General features: G+C 73.9%; 14 protein-coding genes and 3 tRNA genes. 6 read left to right on the top strand and 11 right to left on the bottom strand.

Features of this window, described 5'->3' with window-relative positions:
* Positions 1 to 8 precede the first annotated feature (8 nt).
* The gene (locus tag WIS52_RS26910; protein ID WP_379612109.1) at positions 9 to 869 is read right to left on the bottom strand and encodes an MIP/aquaporin family protein; all 861 of its coding nucleotides are present in this window, start codon (positions 867 to 869) and stop codon (positions 9 to 11) included.
* 168 nt (positions 870 to 1,037) lie between these two features.
* On the opposite strand from WIS52_RS26910, the gene WIS52_RS26905 reads away from it, so the two are divergent.
* The 3 genes from WIS52_RS26905 (at position 1,038) to WIS52_RS26895 (ending at position 4,460) form a co-directional block, all read left to right on the top strand.
* Positions 1,038 to 1,799 (top strand): IclR family transcriptional regulator, encoded by a 762-nt coding sequence (locus WIS52_RS26905; protein WP_349301186.1) that lies wholly within the window; start codon positions 1,038 to 1,040, stop codon positions 1,797 to 1,799.
* Positions 1,796 to 3,313 (top strand): glycerol kinase GlpK, encoded by a 1,518-nt coding sequence (gene glpK / locus WIS52_RS26900; RefSeq protein ID WP_349301185.1) that lies wholly within the window; start codon positions 1,796 to 1,798, stop codon positions 3,311 to 3,313. Before WIS52_RS26905 ends, glpK begins: the two co-directional genes overlap by 4 nt.
* A gap of 142 nt (positions 3,314 to 3,455) precedes the next feature.
* On the top strand, positions 3,456 to 4,460 hold the full coding sequence (locus WIS52_RS26895; protein ID WP_349301184.1) for a TerC family protein: 1,005 nt from the start codon (positions 3,456 to 3,458) through the stop codon (positions 4,458 to 4,460).
* A gap of 3 nt (positions 4,461 to 4,463) precedes the next feature.
* On the opposite strand, the gene WIS52_RS26890 is transcribed toward WIS52_RS26895, so the two are convergent.
* Positions 4,464 to 4,781 carry a putative quinol monooxygenase gene (locus tag WIS52_RS26890; RefSeq protein WP_349301183.1) on the bottom strand — a complete coding sequence of 106 codons (318 nt, stop codon included), beginning with the start codon at positions 4,779 to 4,781 and terminating at the stop codon, positions 4,464 to 4,466.
* Between the two features lie 78 nt (positions 4,782 to 4,859).
* Between WIS52_RS26890 and WIS52_RS26885 the strand changes: the two genes are divergently transcribed.
* Positions 4,860 to 5,855: a helix-turn-helix transcriptional regulator gene (locus WIS52_RS26885; protein ID WP_349301182.1), complete on the top strand. Its 996-nt coding sequence runs from the start codon at positions 4,860 to 4,862 to the stop codon at positions 5,853 to 5,855.
* Here WIS52_RS26885 and WIS52_RS26880 read toward each other — a convergent pair.
* From WIS52_RS26880 to WIS52_RS26870, 3 genes are all read right to left on the bottom strand, one after another.
* A complete protein-coding gene (locus tag WIS52_RS26880) occupies positions 5,833 to 6,990 on the bottom strand; it encodes a PQQ-dependent sugar dehydrogenase (protein ID WP_349301181.1) in 1,158 nt (385 codons plus the stop codon). The two genes, WIS52_RS26885 and WIS52_RS26880, sit on opposite strands and share 23 nt — an antisense overlap.
* 71 nt (positions 6,991 to 7,061) lie before the next feature.
* A complete protein-coding gene (locus WIS52_RS26875; protein WP_349301180.1) occupies positions 7,062 to 8,039 on the bottom strand; it encodes an asparaginase in 978 nt (325 codons plus the stop codon).
* Positions 8,036 to 8,641 carry a class I SAM-dependent methyltransferase gene (locus WIS52_RS26870; RefSeq protein WP_349301179.1) on the bottom strand — a complete coding sequence of 202 codons (606 nt, stop codon included), beginning with the start codon at positions 8,639 to 8,641 and terminating at the stop codon, positions 8,036 to 8,038. Before WIS52_RS26870 ends, WIS52_RS26875 begins: the two co-directional genes overlap by 4 nt.
* Positions 8,642 to 8,733: 92 nt before the next feature.
* Between WIS52_RS26870 and WIS52_RS26865 the strand changes: the two genes are divergently transcribed.
* Complete coding sequence (locus WIS52_RS26865; protein ID WP_349301178.1) at positions 8,734 to 9,198, top strand: VOC family protein; 465 nt, start codon at positions 8,734 to 8,736, stop codon at positions 9,196 to 9,198.
* Positions 9,199 to 9,263: 65 nt separating this feature from the next.
* Here WIS52_RS26865 and WIS52_RS26860 read toward each other — a convergent pair.
* The 4 genes from WIS52_RS26860 to orn all read right to left on the bottom strand — a co-directional run bounded on the left by WIS52_RS26860 (position 9,264) and on the right by orn (position 10,317).
* A tRNA-Lys gene (locus WIS52_RS26860) sits at positions 9,264 to 9,336 on the bottom strand.
* A gap of 25 nt (positions 9,337 to 9,361) precedes the next feature.
* Positions 9,362 to 9,434, bottom strand: a tRNA-Lys gene (locus WIS52_RS26855).
* Positions 9,435 to 9,532: 98 nt separating this feature from the next.
* Positions 9,533 to 9,605, bottom strand: a tRNA-His gene (locus WIS52_RS26850).
* A gap of 82 nt (positions 9,606 to 9,687) precedes the next feature.
* Positions 9,688 to 10,317, bottom strand: a complete 630-nt coding sequence (gene orn / locus WIS52_RS26845; RefSeq protein ID WP_349301177.1) for an oligoribonuclease — start codon at positions 10,315 to 10,317, stop codon at positions 9,688 to 9,690.
* A gap of 81 nt (positions 10,318 to 10,398) precedes the next feature.
* Between orn and WIS52_RS26840 the strand changes: the two genes are divergently transcribed.
* Positions 10,399 to 11,970 (top strand): helicase HerA-like domain-containing protein, encoded by a 1,572-nt coding sequence (locus tag WIS52_RS26840; RefSeq protein ID WP_349301176.1) that lies wholly within the window; start codon positions 10,399 to 10,401, stop codon positions 11,968 to 11,970.
* A gap of 140 nt (positions 11,971 to 12,110) precedes the next feature.
* Here WIS52_RS26840 and WIS52_RS26835 read toward each other — a convergent pair whose 3' ends face one another.
* Positions 12,111 to 14,180, bottom strand: a complete 2,070-nt coding sequence (locus tag WIS52_RS26835; protein WP_349301175.1) for a PH domain-containing protein — start codon at positions 14,178 to 14,180, stop codon at positions 12,111 to 12,113.
* On the bottom strand, positions 14,177 to 14,740 hold the full coding sequence (locus WIS52_RS26830) for a PH domain-containing protein (RefSeq protein ID WP_349301174.1): 564 nt from the start codon (positions 14,738 to 14,740) through the stop codon (positions 14,177 to 14,179). Before WIS52_RS26830 ends, WIS52_RS26835 begins: the two co-directional genes overlap by 4 nt.
* Between the last annotated feature and the right edge of the window lie 117 nt (positions 14,741 to 14,857).

Below are 14,857 nucleotides of genomic sequence, written 5' to 3'. Positions count from 1 at the left end.
GGGTCTCCTCAGCTGTCTCGGACGGCCTCGCGGCCGACTTCCTGCGGGGCGTCGAGGGCCGGGATGAACCGCTCGATCAGCAGCTTGAACAACCCGCCACCGACGATGCCGCCGATGATCGGGGCCACGATCGGCAGCCACCAGTACTGCGTGCCGTCCCCGGTCACCCACGCGGTGTCGTAGCCGGTGATGAACGACGCCAGGCGCGGGCCGAAGTCACGGGCCGGGTTGATCGCGTAGCCGGCGTTCGCACCCCACGCCATGCCGATGCCGACCACCAGCAGGCCGATCATGAACGGCGCGAGGTTGGACAGCGGGCCCTTGTTCCGCGGGTGGACCAGCGCGAAGATCACGAAGACCAGGATCGCGGTGCCGACGACCTGGTCCAGGAACGCGACCGGGATGCTCACCGGCGCGGTGCCGTTGCCGGGCAGCGTGGAGAAGATCGTCTGCGTCTGGGTGAGGTTCGGGTCGGCCGCCCGGATCAGGTCGGAGTAGGTGACCCGGATGATCAGCGCGGCGACGAACGCGCCGAGGGTCTGGGCCAGGATGAACGGCGCGACCTTCCGCCAGGGGAAGCCCTGGTAGACGGCGAACGCGATGGTCACCGCCGGATTGATGTGCGCGCCGGAGATGCGCCCGGCGACGTACACGCCCATCGCGACGCCCAGACCCCAGGCCCAGGCGATCGAGTCGTGGTCCCCCAGACTCCCGTCGGAACTCGTGACCACCTGGGCCACCACGCCGACGCCGAACAGGATCAGGATCATGGTGCCGGCGAACTCGGCGCTCAGCTCGCCCATCAATGAAGGTGGCTTGTCGGTCGCGGCGGTCGCCGCGGCCGCGTCCGCTTTCTCGGAGCTCGTCATCGAACGTCCTTTTCTTGTCCCCCTTCGGCGGAGCCGGGCGGCCTCGCCGTGTCCGCGCACGCTAGAGAGGGGCCGTCGACCCGGCAACGCGAGCCGTTCGGCGATGTCGAACGGCGGTGGTCGGTCGGTTTTCAAGATCCGCTCCCAGGCGGCCGTACGATCAGTGTCGTGGCCCGTCAGATCCAGTCGGTGGAGCGGGCGGCCGCCCTGCTCCGGCTGCTGGGCGGCGCCGGTCGTCCGCTCGCGCTGGCCGAGCTGGCCGCCGCGCTCGACCTGCCCCGCCCCACCGCGCACGGGATCCTGCGGACCCTGCGCGAGGAGGGCCTCGTCGCGCAGGAACCCACCGGCGGCCGGTACCTGCTCGGTGACGCCCTCGACCAGCTCGGCACCCCCTGGGACCGGCACGACCTGCGCGCCCGGGCGATGAACTGGGCCGACGCCCTGGCGGCGGGCACCGGCTGCGCGGTCTACCTCGGCGTCCCCGCCGACGACGGCCGCGGGGTGGACCTGGTGCACCACGTGTTCCGGCCCGACGGCAGCCCGCAGCGGTTGCGCACCAACACCGTCCAGCCGCTGCACGCCACCGCGTGGGGGGCGTGCCTGCTGGCGTTCGCGCCGGCCTCGGTGCGGGCCCCGGAGCGCCTCGAGAGATACACCCGCAGGACGGTCACCGACCCGGGTGACCTGGCCCGGGAGCTGACCGCGACGCGCCGCCGCGGCTGGGCGGCCGACCCCGGCTGGTGGGAGCCCGGCGCCGGCGGGCTGGCGGTGCCGGTGCGCAGCGGCGGCGGGCTGACCGTGGCGGCGCTCGGCGTCGGCGCGCCGGTCGAGCAGCTGTTCTCCGGCGACGGCCGGGCCCGGCCCGATCCGCTGGTCGAGCTGGCCGCGGCGGCCGCCGAGATCGCGGCCGGGGTGGAGGGACTGGCGTGACCGCCTCGATCCCGGTCTCGGAGCGGGTCGTCGCCGCCATCGACCAGGGGACGACCTCGACCCGCTGCCTGCTGTTCACCCGTTCCGGCCGGATGGTGGCCGTCGCCCAGCGCGAGCACCGGCAGTTCTTCCCGAGCCCGGGCCGGGCCGAGCACGACGCGGACGAGATCTGGCGGGCGGTGACCCGGGTGGTGCCGGCCGCGCTGCGCCGGGCCGGGCTCGGTCCGGAGAACGTCGCCGCGCTGGGCATCGCCAACCAGCGCGAGACCACGGTGATCTGGAACCGGCACACCGGGATCCCGCTGGCCCGGGCCATCACCTGGCAGGACACCCGCACCGACGCGATCGTCGCCGACCTGGCCGGCGACGCCGGCCTCTACTCCCGGGTCTCCGGGCTCGGGCCGGCCACCTACTTCGCCGGCCCGCGGCTGCAGTGGCTGCTCGACCACGTCCCCGGGGCGCGGGCCGGCGCCGAACGCGGCGACGTCCTGTTCGGGACGATGGAGTCCTGGCTGATCTGGAAGCTCACCGGGGGCCCGGACGGCGGCGTGCACGTCTCCGACGTCACCAACGCCAGCCGCACCATGCTCATGGACCTGCGCACGCTCGAATGGTCGCCGCGGCTCTGCGCGGCGCTGCGGGTGCCGGAGGCGATGCTGCCCCGGATCGTGCCGAACGCGCAGGTCTACGGCACCTGCACCGGCCTGCTGCCGGGGGTCCCGGTGGCGGGGGCGCTCGGCGACCAGCAGGCCGCGCTGGTCGGCCAGACCTGCTTCGCGCCGGGCGAGGCCAAGTGCACCTACGGCACCGGCGCCTTCCTGCTGAAGAACACCGGGTCCCGGATCGCCGGGTCGGAGCACGGGCTGATCCCGACCGTCGGCTACCTGTTCGGCGACCGCCCGGTGTACGCCCTGGAGGGGTCGATCGCGGTCACCGGGTCGCTGGTCCGCTGGTTCCGCGACGCGCTGGGGATGATCTCCACCGCGGCCCGGATCGAGACCCTCGCGATGAGCGTCCCGGACAACGGCGGCTGCTACGTGGTGCCGGCGTTCTCCGGGCTCTACGCCCCGCACTGGTACCCGGACGCCCGCGGGGTGATCGTCGGGCTGACCTCCTACATCCACCGTGGACACCTGGCGCGTGCGGTGCTGGAGGCGACCGCCTGGCAGACCCGCGAGGTGCTGGACGCGATGAACGCCGACTCGGGCCTGCCGGTCACCGGGCTGCGGGTGGACGGCGGGATGACCGCGAACCACCTGCTCATGCAGTGCGTGGCCGACGTGCTCGACCTGACCGTGGAGCGGCCGCTGGGCTCGGAGGCGGTGTCGCTGGGCGCGGCCTACGCCGCGGGGCTGGCCGTCGGGTACTGGCCGGACCCGGAGGTGCTGCGGCGCAACTGGCACCGGGCCGCGGCCTGGGAGCCGGCGATGGACCCGAAGCGGCGCGCCCGCGAGCACGACAACTGGCGACGGGCGGTGGAGCGCAGCACCGGCTGGGCCCGGGCGGAGCCCTGAGCGCGGGCCGCGCCGGCCGGCCGGGCCGCGCGACCGGGCCCGCCGCGGCGCGACCGGTGATCGCAGACCGGGCGGAACGCCCGTGCGGCCCGTTATGGTGCACTGCGCAACGCGCGAGTTCGTGCACAGAGGGGGAACAGCGGTGCTCGAGATCAGCGGCCTCGAATGGGTCATCACGATCGGCGTGATCATCGCCTTGCTCGCGGTCGACCTCGTGCTGGCATGGTGGCGACCGCACCGGGTCGGGTTCGGCGAGGCGACCGCCTGGTCGGTCTTCTACATCGTCATCGCGCTGCTGTTCGGCGTGGTCTTCGCGATGGTGCACGGCTGGGACTTCGGTACCCAGTACTTCACCGGCTACATCGTCGAGAAGAGCCTCTCGGTCGACAACCTGTTCGTCTTCGTGATCATCATGACGACGTTCGCGGTCCCCGAGGAGCACCAGCACAAGGTGCTGACCTTCGGCATCGTGCTCGCGCTGATCATGCGCGCCATCTTCATCGTGGTCGGCGCGACGTTGCTGAACTACTTCTCGTTCATGTTCCTGGTGTTCGGCCTGCTGTTGTTGTGGACGGCGGTGCAGCTCTACCGGCACAAGGACGAGGAACCCGACATCGAGGACAACCTCATCGTCAAGAGCGCGCGGCGGTTGTTCCCGGTCACCGAGGAGTACGACGGCGGCAAGCTGTTCACCCGGGAGAACGGCCGGCGCGTCGCGACCCCGCTGTTCATCGTGCTGGTCGCGATCGGCGGCATCGACCTGCTGTTCGCGCTCGACTCGATCCCCGCGGTGTTCGGCGTGACGCAGGAGGCCTACATCGTCTTCTGCGCCAACGCGTTCGCCCTGCTCGGCCTGCGGGCGCTGTTCTTCCTGGTCAAGGGTCTGCTGGACCGGCTGGTCTACCTCTCCACCGGGCTCGCGATCATCCTCGCCTGGATCGGGGTGAAACTCGTGCTGCACTGGGGCCACGTGGACATCTCGCCGGCGATCCCCGAGATCCCGACGATGCTCAGCCTGGTCGTCATCCTGGTGATCCTGGTGGTCGTCACCGTCGCGAGCCTGATCAAGACGAGGAACGACCCGTCGGTCACCGCCAAGCCGGGCTCGCTGCGGGCGCGCAAGGAGCACACCGACCAGGGGCGGTGACTCTCAGCTCAGACCCGGGCCGCCGAGCGGGGTGACCTCGATGTAGTCCGGCGGCTGGGCGAGCAGCTCGAGCACCGCGCCGAGCCCGGCCTCGCCGAGGTCGCGGCTCAGCGCGGCCTCGGACGCGGCGGCGTCCGACCAGACCTCGGTCACCCAGACCGTGTCCTGCTCGTCCGGCGCCGTGTTGACCACGTACGCCTGGCAGCCCGGCTGGACGGCCATGCCGTCGGCGACCCGGAGCAGCGCCGTCGCCAGCTCCGCACCCTGCCCCTCGACGGCCACCATCCGCACGTACCGGCCGACCCGCTCGCTCGTCTCCACGGCCGCGACCGTAGTCGACCGGGTGGTCCGGACCGATCGAGGACCGGAGTCGTCCGCATCAGCGGGCAGACTGTCCACGTGATGGAGACCTCGGCGCGGCTGCTGCGCCTGCTCGGCCTGCTGCAGGTGCCGCGCGACTGGACCGGCCCGGCGCTCGCCGAGCGGCTCGAGGTCGACGTCCGCACGGTCCGCCGGGACGTCGACAAGCTGCGCACCCTCGGCTACCCGGTGCACTCCACGCCCGGTACGGCCGGCGGCTACCGGCTCGGCGCCGGTGCGGCACTGCCACCACTGCTGCTCGACGACGACGAGGCCGTCGCCGTCGCGGTCGGGCTGCGCACCGCCGCGGGCGGCAGCGTGTCCGGGATCGAGGAGACCTCGGTCCGGGCGCTGGCCAAGCTGGAGCAGGTGCTGCCGAACCGGCTGCGGCGCCGGGTCGCCGCGCTCGGCACGGCCACCGAGACACTCGCCGGGCGCGGCCCGACCGTGGACGCCGACGACCTGTCCGCGCTCGCCGCGGCGTGCCGCGACCGCGAGCGGGTGCGGTTCGACTACGTGGCGGGCGACGGCGGCGAGACCCGCCGGATCGTCGAACCGGCCGGGCTCGTCCACACCGGACGCCGCTGGTACCTGGTCGCCTGGGACACCGACCGGGACGACTGGCGGACGTTCCGGGTGGACCGGATGCGCCTGAAGCTCCCGGCCGGTCCGCGGTTCCCGCCGCGGGACCCGCCGGAGGGCGGGGTGGCCGCGCACGCCCAGCGCGGCATCTCCTCCGGCGCCTACCCGTACCGGGCCCGGGTGGTGATGCAGGCCTCCGCCGAGCAGGTCGGGGAGTGGGTCACCCCGGCGTCGGGCACCGTCACCGACCTGGGCGACGGGCGCTGCGAGCTCGTGCTCGGCGCCTGGACGCTGGACTCGCTGGGGGTGTGGCTGGGCGCCTTCGGCGTCGACTTCCAGGTCCTCGAACCGCCCGAGCTGATCGAGCACCTCGACGTGCTGGCCGCCCGGTTCGCCCGCGCCGCGGGGTCGTCCGGGAACGCCCCGCCGGTCACTCCAGCGGCAGGACGATGATCCGGTCGTCGTCGGCGTCCGGGTTCCGGCCGGTCTCGCGGTTGCTGGTGGTGACCCAGACCGCGGAGCCGTCCGGGGTGGCGGTGACGCCGCGGATCCGGCCGTGGTCGGTCAGCAGCTCCTCCGCCTCGCCGACCGAGCCGTCGTCGTTCAACGGGATCCGCCACAGCCGCTCGCCGCGCAGGCTGCTCATCCACAGCGACCCGCCGGCCTGCGCGAGGCCGGACGGCGACGCCTCCTCGGGCGCCCAGGACAGCAGCGGCTCGGTGTAGCGCTCGTCCACCGGCTCGCCGTGGTCGGACTCGGCGCCCTCGAGCTCGGGCCAGCCGTAGTTGGCCCCCGCTTCGATCCGGTTGAGCTCGTCGGCGAGGTTCGCGCCGAACTCGCTGGCGTACGCGGTGCCGTCCGGGCCGAAGTCGATGCCCTGGGAGTTGCGGATGCCGAGCGCGTAGACCGGGGTGCCGTCCGGGTTGTCGGGCGCGGCCTCGCCGTCCAGGGTGATCCGGAGGATCTTGCCGCCGAGGTCGCCGGGGTCCTGCGAGCTGTCCGAGTTGCCGGCGTCGCCGGTGCCCACCCAGAGGTGACCGTCCGGGCCGAAGCGCAGCCCGCCGCCGTTGTGGGTCCGTCCACTCGGGATCCCGTCGACCAGGACCCGCTGGTCGGCGCCGTCGATCGTGCCGTCCTCGGCCACGGTGAGGGCGACGATCCGGTTCTCGTCCTCGGCGGTGTAGTACACGACGACCGTGCGGTCGGTCGCGAAGTCCGGTGACACGGCGACGCCGAGCAGCCCGCCCTCGCCCCGCGCGCGGACGCCGTCGACGACGCCGACCGGGGTGACCCCGCCGTCCGGGGAGACCTGCAGGATCCGGGCCGTGCCCCGCTCGGTGACCAGCGCGTCGCCGTCCGGCAGGAACGACACCGCCCACGGCACCTCGAGACCGGTCGCGATGACCTGCGGTTCACCGGGAATCCCCGAGGACTGCGGGTTGCCGGTGGGTGCCGCGTTCCCGCCGGCCGGCGGTTCGGCGGGCGAGGGCTCGGCCGCGCATCCGGTGAGCAGTGCGAACGCGGCCACGGCGGCGATCCCGGCGGCGGCACGGCGCGGGGAGCGGGCGGCACCGGAGAGAACGGGCATACCGGGCACGCTACCCGTACGGGTGAGCCCCGGTCGCAAGGAGTACCGGCCGCTCACCCGTTCGTGGTCGTTCAGTCCGTCATGGGACGGACCGAGCCGACCGGGCGTCCGTGGCCGAGCACGTCGACCCGGCCGGCGGCGGCGAGTTCCGGCGTCCCGGCGCCGAAACCCTCCAGGACGTCCGCGGCGAGCACCGGGAGCGGGCGCGGGGACCCGTCGAGCACGGTGATCGCGAACGCCCGGCCGTCCGGCAGCGCCGCGGCGAGGACGCCCTCCGCGCCGTCCTTGGCGACCAGGCCGGGGACGGCCAGCGCGAGCCGGGTGACCGCACGCCCGGTACCACCGACCCACCACGGGTGCGTCCGCATCGCCGCCGCGACCCGCCCCTCCGGGGTGCCGGCCGGCGCGGTCGCGATCCGGGAGAACGCCCGGGCCAGACCGGCCGGGGTGGAGCCGAACAGCGGGGCGCCGCAGCCGTCCACGGTGGTGACGTGCGGGACGACGCCGGTCAGGTCGGCGACGGTCTCGCGGACCAGCTGCTGCAGCGGGTGCGACGGGTCGAGGTAGCCGGCGACCGGCCACCCCGCGGCGGCGCAGGTCGCGAGCATCGCGGCGTGCTTGCCCGAGCAGTTCTGCAGCAGCGGTGCCGGTGCGGTGCCCGCGGCGCGCGCGGCCGCCGCGGCGTCGGCGTCCAGCGGCAGGTCCGGGGTGTTGCCCAGGGCGTCGGCGCCCAGCCCGGCGCCGGTCAGGATCGCGCCGACGCCGGCGACGTGGTCCGGCTCGCCGGAGTGGCTCGCGCAGGCCAGCGCGAGCAGCTCGCCGTCGAGGTCGAGCCCGGCCCGCAGCATCGCGACCGCCTGCACCGGCTTGAGCGCCGAGCGCGGCAGGAACCCGACGTGCGGGTCGCCCCGGCCGGCGATGCGGCCGCCGGCGTCGCAGGTGGCCAGTGTGCCCAGGTGCACCGACTCGACGGTGCCCTCGCGCTCGACGTGGGCCAGCGGGACGGCACCGGCGAGCACAGGCGGGAGCGGGGTGGTGACGGCGGTCACCGGACGTCGAAACGCGGGAACGGGCGCCGGCACAGGAACGTCCGCGCCGGCGGCGGGTTGCGCCACTCGGTGGCCGTCTCGACCACCTCGTCGAAGTGGGTGTCGAGCAGCGCGCGCAGGTCACGGACCCGGTTCGGCAGCGCCATCCAGGTGATGATCATGCTCATGACGCCGCCGGGAACCAGCCGGCGCGCGATCACCCCCATCACCTTCAGCCGCATCTCCTGCGGGAACACCGCCCAGGGCAGCGTGGAGACGAAGGCGTCGACCCGGTCGATACCGGCGTCGTCGAGGATCTTCTCGAGGTCGTTGACGTCGCCCTGGACCACCTCCAGCCAGGGCTTGTGGGTCCGCAGGTGCGCGACCAGCTCCTCGTCGATCTCGACGGCGAGGTAGCGGGCGCCGGGGCCGAGCCGGGACCGGATGTCGTCGGCGAGCGCACCGGGTCCGGCACCCAGCTCGACGACGATGCCGTCCGTGCCGAACGGGACGACACCCGCGAGCTGCTTGCGCAGCCGCGGACCGGTGAGGAACGGCGTCGCCAGCTGGTCCATCTTCGAGAAGGACCGCTTGAGGAACACGGCGTGGTCGGGGCGCGGCATGGGGGCCATCGTGTCGGGTTCGGGCGTTCCGGTCATCTCGGTGGGACCGGGTTCACCCCCGGTTCCGGGGCCGGGTGGATAGTGTCGACCCCGTGAGTACTGATCCGGCCCCGATCGTCACGTCCGTCCGGCCACCGTTCCACCTGGCGATCCCGGTCGACGACATCGAGGCCGCCCGCGAGTTCTACGGGAGCGTGCTGGGCTTCGCCCGGGGCCGCTCCGCCGAGCGGTGGACCGACTGGGACATGGCCGGGCACCAGGTCGTCACCCACCAGGTCGGTGAGCCGTCGTCGGCGACGCGGGACGGCGTCGCCGGGACCAACCCGGTCGACGGCCACGAGGTTCCGGTCCCGCACTTCGGGCTCGTCCTGAGCGTGCCGGAGTTCCGGGCGCTGGCCGCGCGGCTGACCGACGCCGGCACCGAGTTCGTCATCGAGCCCTACGTGCGCTTCGAGGGCGAGCCGGGCGAGCAGTGGACGATGTTCTTCCTCGACCCGGCCGGCAACGCGCTCGAGTTCAAGGCGTTCGCCGACCCGGAGCAGCTGTTCGCCGTCTGAGCCGTTCGCCGTCCGAGACGGCGAAAGGGCCGGCGGGACGATCCCCGCCGGCCCTCGCCGGTACGTGCGCCGTCAGGGACTCGAACCCCGAACCCGCTGGTTAAGAGCCAGCTGCTCTGCCAATTGAGCTAACGGCGCAGTGTGACACGCGTGAATTGCTGCGTGCGCCGTCAGGGACTCGAACCCCGAACCCGCTGGTTAAGAGCCAGCTGCTCTGCCAATTGAGCTAACGGCGCGTATTCAGTTCTGGTGTGTCGTCGCCTTCCCGAGGCGAATTCGACCCCGGAAAGCTAACACGACGCAGTCCGGGATCGATCGCCAGGGGTGGCAACCGGGTGAGTGACGGGACTTGAACCCGCGGCCCCCTGGACCACAACCAGGTGCTCTACCAACTGAGCTACACCCACCATGCGACCTCTCCGGCCGGGGCCGGAAGCGCTGGAACAGCATAGCCTCCCGCCGCCCGGCGGCCACGCGCGGGGGTAGGAGTCAGGCCTTTCCGGACTGCGGTGACGGGCCGGCGACATCGGCGACCGCGGCCGCCGCGGCCTGCGCCTGTTCGGTGGTCGGGCCGGGCGGGGCCACGAACAACGCCTTCCGGTAGTAGGCCAGCTCGCGGATCGACTCCTGGATGTCGGCGAGCGCGCGGTGCGCGAGGCCCTTCTCCGGCTTGGCGTAGAACACCCGGGGGAACCAGCGGCGGGCCAGCTCCTTGACCGAGCTCACGTCGATCATCCGGTAGTGCAGGTAGCCGTCGAGCTCGGGCATGTCCCGGGCCAGGAACCCGCGGTCGGTCGCGATCGAGTTGCCGGCCAGCGGGGCGGTGCGGGCGTCCGGGACGTGCGCCCGGACGTAGTCCAGCACCATCCGTTCGGCCTCGGCCACCGTCACCGTCGCCTTCCGGACCTCGTCGGTCAGGCCGGAGCGGGCATGCATGTCCCGCACCACCTCGGGCATCGCGTCCAGCTTCTCGTCCTCGCAGGCGATCACCACGTCGACGCCCTCGCCCAGCACGGTGAGGTCGCCGTCGGTGACCAGCGCCGCGATCTCGATGAGCGCGTCGGAGCCCAGGTCGAGCCCGGTCATCTCGCAGTCGATCCACACCAGCCGATCGGTCATCGGTGCAGACTATGTGACAAGCCGGTACGGGGCGCGCGCCTCGCCTGTCACGAGAGGATGAGTGCCCTACGCTGCGATCCCGTGACGCCCGACACCGCAGGACAGACTCCCGCCCGCGCGATCGCCGACGGGTACACATGCGACGGGGCCGCGCTCGAGCTGGGCACCGTGCTCGTCGACGGTGCCTGTGATACCGAGGCCCGGGTCCGGATCCCGCTCGCGACCCTGAACCGGCACGGCCTGGTCGCCGGCGCGACCGGCACCGGCAAGACCAAGACCCTGCAGGCCATGGCCGGGCAGCTCTCCGACGCCGGCGTCCCGGTACTGCTGGCCGACGTCAAGGGCGACCTGTCCGGGATGGTCAGAGCCGGTGAGGGCAACGAGAAGGTCGACGCGCGGGCGCGCGACACCGGCGACGACTGGACCCCGACGGCGTACCCGGTGCAGTTCCTGTCGCTGGGCGACGGCGGCGTCGCGGTCCCGGTCCGGGCGACGATCACCGACTTCGGGCCGATCCTGCTGTCGAAGGTGCTCGGGCTCAACGCCACCCAGGAGTCCACCCTCGGGCTGATCTTCCACTGGGCCGACCAGAAGCAGCTGCCGCTGCTGGACACGAAGGACCTCCGCGCGGTCATCCAGCACCTCCTCTCGGACGAGGGGAAGGCCGAGCTGAAGGGCATCGGCGGGGTGTCGGCGTCGACGGCCGGGGTGATCCTGCGCGCGCTGGTGAACCTGGAGGCGCAGGGCGGGGACACCTTCTTCGGGGAGCCGGAGTTCGACCCGGCCGACCTGATGCGCGAGATCGACGGCAAGGGGGTCGTGACGCTCCTGGAGCTCGCCGAGCGCGCGTCGAGCCCGGTGCTGTTCTCGACGTTCCTGATGTGGCTGCTCGCCGAGCTCTACGACGAGCTCCCCGAGGCCGGGGACCTGGACAAGCCGAAGCTGGTGTTCTTCTTCGACGAGGCGCACCTGCTGTTCGCCGACGCGTCGAAGGCGTTCCTGGAGCGCATCGAGCAGACCGTGAAGCTGATCCGGTCCAAGGGCGTCGGCGTGTTCTTCTGCACCCAGCTGCCCACCGACGTCCCGAACGAGGTGCTGTCCCAGCTCGGGGCCCGGGTGCAGCACGCGTTGCGCGCCTTCACCCCGGAGGACCAGAAGGCGCTCAACCGGACGGTGAAGACCTACCCGCGGTCCGACGTCTACGACCTGGAGACCGCGCTGACCTCGCTCGGCACCGGCGAGGCGATCGTCACGGTGCTGTCCGAGCGGGGCGCGCCGACGCCGGTGGCCTGGACCCGGCTGCGGGCGCCGCGGTCGCTGATGTCCGCGATCGGCGACGAGGCGGTCACCGAGGCCGCGCGGCAGTCGCCGCTGCACGCGAAGTACGGCGAGATGGTCGACCGGGACTCGGCCTACGAGCAGCTGGCCCGGCGGATGGCCGAGGCGGCGGGCGTCGAGGCGGCGCCCGCCCCGGCCCCCGGCACGCCGGCTCCGGCCCCGCCACCCGCCGCCCCGCCGGCCCGGGAGGCCGCGGAGGGCGGACTGTTCGCGAAGTTCGGCGACTTCCTGAAGTCGCCGACCGGCAAGCAGATCACGAACACGGTCACCCGGGAGATCACCCGCAGCCTGTTCGGGACCCGCCGGCGCCGCTGACCGTCCCGGCGCCCCATGCGACCCGATGCGGCACCCGATCGCGTCCGCACTGGCCCCGCCGGCTGCTTCACACCCCGCAGCCCGCCTTCACACCCGCTGCGACGGGTGTGAAGCGAGGCCAGGGGGTGTGAAGCCGGCGGTCAGGAGCGGAAGCCGCTGACCGCCTCCGGGGTGATCTCGGACATCAGGGCGGCGGCGTCGTCCGGGGACAGGTCCAGGACCTGGACCGATCCGTCGCCGGCCGCCGTCGTCGCCTCGAGGGTGACCACGCCGGCCCGGCGCTGGAACAGGCTCTGCCGGATCCGCCAGCCGATGACGCCGTCCCGGCGCAGCGCCGCCGTCGTCCGGACCAGCGAGCCGCTCCGGGCCACCAGGTAGCGCTCGTCGAGCCGGTGCCCGAGCGCGCGGTACCGGTCGAGCCCGAGCGGGACGGCCGCGGCGAGCAGCACCAGCGCGATCGCGAGCGGCCAGACCGGCCCGCCGGTCCACGCGAGCACGCCGGCGGCCACCGGGAGCACGAGCACCGGGACGACGGCGCGGACCAGCCGGCGGGTGCGCGCCGCCGGCGGGTGCGCGACGAGCGTGCCCGCCGTGATCGGGTACCCGGCCCGCGCGGCGGTCGCGGCGACCGTATGGGCGTGGCGGCGCCGGACCGGTGGCCCGAGCGACCCGCCCCCGCCCTCGGAACCGGCCAGTCCCACGGTCAGCGCGCCGGCCTGCGCCCCGCGTCCGATCCCGCGGACCAGCAGCGGTTCGGTGACGGTGACACCGCGCAGCCGTTGCTCGGACACCGACAGCGAGCGCTTCGTCAGCAGGCCCCGCCGCACCCGCAGCGTGCCGTCCGGCTCGCGGGTCAGCCGGAAGTCCCACCAGCGTTCGACGAACAGCACCACCGAGCCGGCGATCATGACCGTGAGCAGCAGCGACGCCCCGACCAGCACCGACCACCACAGCGGTGCGCGGGACAGCTCGCCGGCGACGGCGTCGGCGCCGGGCAGCGTGCGCGGGTCGACCGAGGCCTCGTTGAGCAGGTTCCAGCCGGCCCCGGCGAGCGCACCGATCGCGGCGAGCGAGCTGACCGTGAGCGGGGCGTAGCGCAGCGACGACCAGTCGAGCCGGTCGAGCTCCTCGCCCGGTGCCGCCGGACCGGGCTCGGGGCTTCCGGAGTCCTCCGGGACGGCCGGGCGGGCGAGCAGTTCGCGGCGCAGCCGTTCGGCCTCCGCGGTGGTGACGGCGTCGAGGTCCAGACCGGACTCCGAGCCCGCGCTCTGCCCGGAGCCGACCTTGACCACGCTCACCCCGACCAGCCGGTGCAGCAGCGGCGCGGTGAGGTCGACCGTGCGGATCCGGTCGCGTGGTACCGAGCGGCGCTGCCGGTTCAGCAGCCCGGTGTGCAGCTCGACCCGCTCCGGGGTGATGCGGTACCGCGTGGTGCGCCACCGGACCACCCCGGCGACGACGGCCATCACCGCGATCGCGGCGGCGATCCAGACCTGGGTGGAGTTGCCGCCGCCGGCGCCGAAGATCAGCAGTGCGATGAGTGCGGGCGCCAGCTTGAGCAGTGCGGTGGCCGGGCCGACGATCAGCATCAACGCGGGCAGCCGTCGCCAGGCAGAGGCGTCGTCGACGGCGGCATCGGGTCCGGTGGCGTGCGGCGGGGCGTGCCCGTCCGCCGGGCCGTCCGGGCTGGTGCCGGCGTGGTCCTGTTCCGGGACGCCGCCGGGCTGTGTGGCGCGGAGCCACGGCGCGGCCGGGGCGCCGATGGCGCCGGGGTAGGAGTGCGGCGGGGGACCGGCGGGCGTGGGATCCGTCGCCGGACCGGACGCGGCCCGACCGTGCCGTGCCGCGCCGCGCGGTGCCGGGCCCGGCCCGGTCGCGTGGTGCTGCTGCGGCACCGGACTGTGCTGTCCGGCGCTGTGCTGTCCGGCGCTGTGCTGTCCGGCGCTGTGCTGTCCGGCGCTGTGCGGCGCCGGGCTGTGCGGCGTCGGACTGTGCTGCACCGCGGCGGCGCCGGTCGGACGGGGCTGCGGAAGCCCGTGTACGACGGGCGCACCCGGGGTCGGGTAGGGCGGCCGGTGTGCCGGGCCGGGCCGGTGCCCGGACCGTCCGGCGTCGGCGTCCACACCGCCTGGATCGTCCACGGTGGACTCCCACCGGCCGTCGGCGCCGGGCTCGTGTGCCGCCGCGTCCTGGTCGCCGGGACGGCTCACGTGGCGTCCCCGCTGTGCCGGCCGGTGGTCTCGGTGAGCCGCCGGGCCAGCTCCCGCGCGTGCTCGGACTCCAGCCCGGCGATCCGGACCGGGCCCCGGGCCGACGCGGTCGTGACCGTCACCGTCGCCAGTCCCAGCGCCTGCTGCAGCGGGCCGTGCTCGGTGTCGACGGTCTGCACCCGCGGGATCGGCGCGATCCGCCACTCCCGCACCAGCCACCCCGACCGGGTGTAGACGGCCTCGTCGGTTACCTCCCAGCGGTGCAGCCGGAACCGCAGTGCGGGCACGACCAGCGTCGCGACGAGCAGCCACAGCACGGTGAGGACCATCGCCGTGATCAGCAGCGGGCGGAACGGTTCGGCCGGGAGCAGCCCCAGCCCGACGCCCTGGGCGACCAGGAGCAGGACCGGCATCGGCAGCGCCCGCAGCCGCCACCACCAGATCGCGCGCGGGTGCACGCGGTGCTCGGGCGGGCGCAGCGGCAGGGGCAGGGCGTGCGGGCCGGAGCCGGTGCCGCCGCCCGCGGGGTCGCCGGTCGTGAGGGGGCCGGTGGCGGTCATGACCTCCACTCTGCCGAACGCGATCGCCCCCGGCATGCGCCGCGCCGCGCCGTCACCGAATCGCTCCCCGGCACGCCGCACAGGTTCCGGTCGTCCCGCACACGCTGCAGGTCGTGC

The organism is Pseudonocardia nematodicida, from assembly GCF_040105385.1.
GTDB lineage: Bacteria > Actinomycetota > Actinomycetes > Mycobacteriales > Pseudonocardiaceae > Pseudonocardia > Pseudonocardia nematodicida.
This window is presented reverse-complemented; position numbering and strand designations above follow the sequence as displayed.

Bases quoted from the DNA above. Each gene is read 5' to 3' on its own strand.
- WIS52_RS26910 (WP_379612109.1), bottom strand. From the start codon at position 869: ATGACGAGCTCCGAGAAAGCGGACGCGGCCGCGGCGACCGCCGCGACC.
- WIS52_RS26880 (WP_349301181.1), bottom strand. From the start codon at position 6,990: ATGCCCGTTCTCTCCGGTGCCGCCCGCTCCCCGCGCCGTGCCGCCGCC.
- WIS52_RS26870 (WP_349301179.1), bottom strand. From the start codon at position 8,641: ATGCCGCGCCCCGACCACGCCGTGTTCCTCAAGCGGTCCTTCTCGAAG.
- orn (WP_349301177.1), bottom strand. From the start codon at position 10,317: ATGACCGATCGGCTGGTGTGGATCGACTGCGAGATGACCGGGCTCGAC.
- WIS52_RS26830 (WP_349301174.1), bottom strand. From the start codon at position 14,740: ATGACCGCCACCGGCCCCCTCACGACCGGCGACCCCGCGGGCGGCGGC.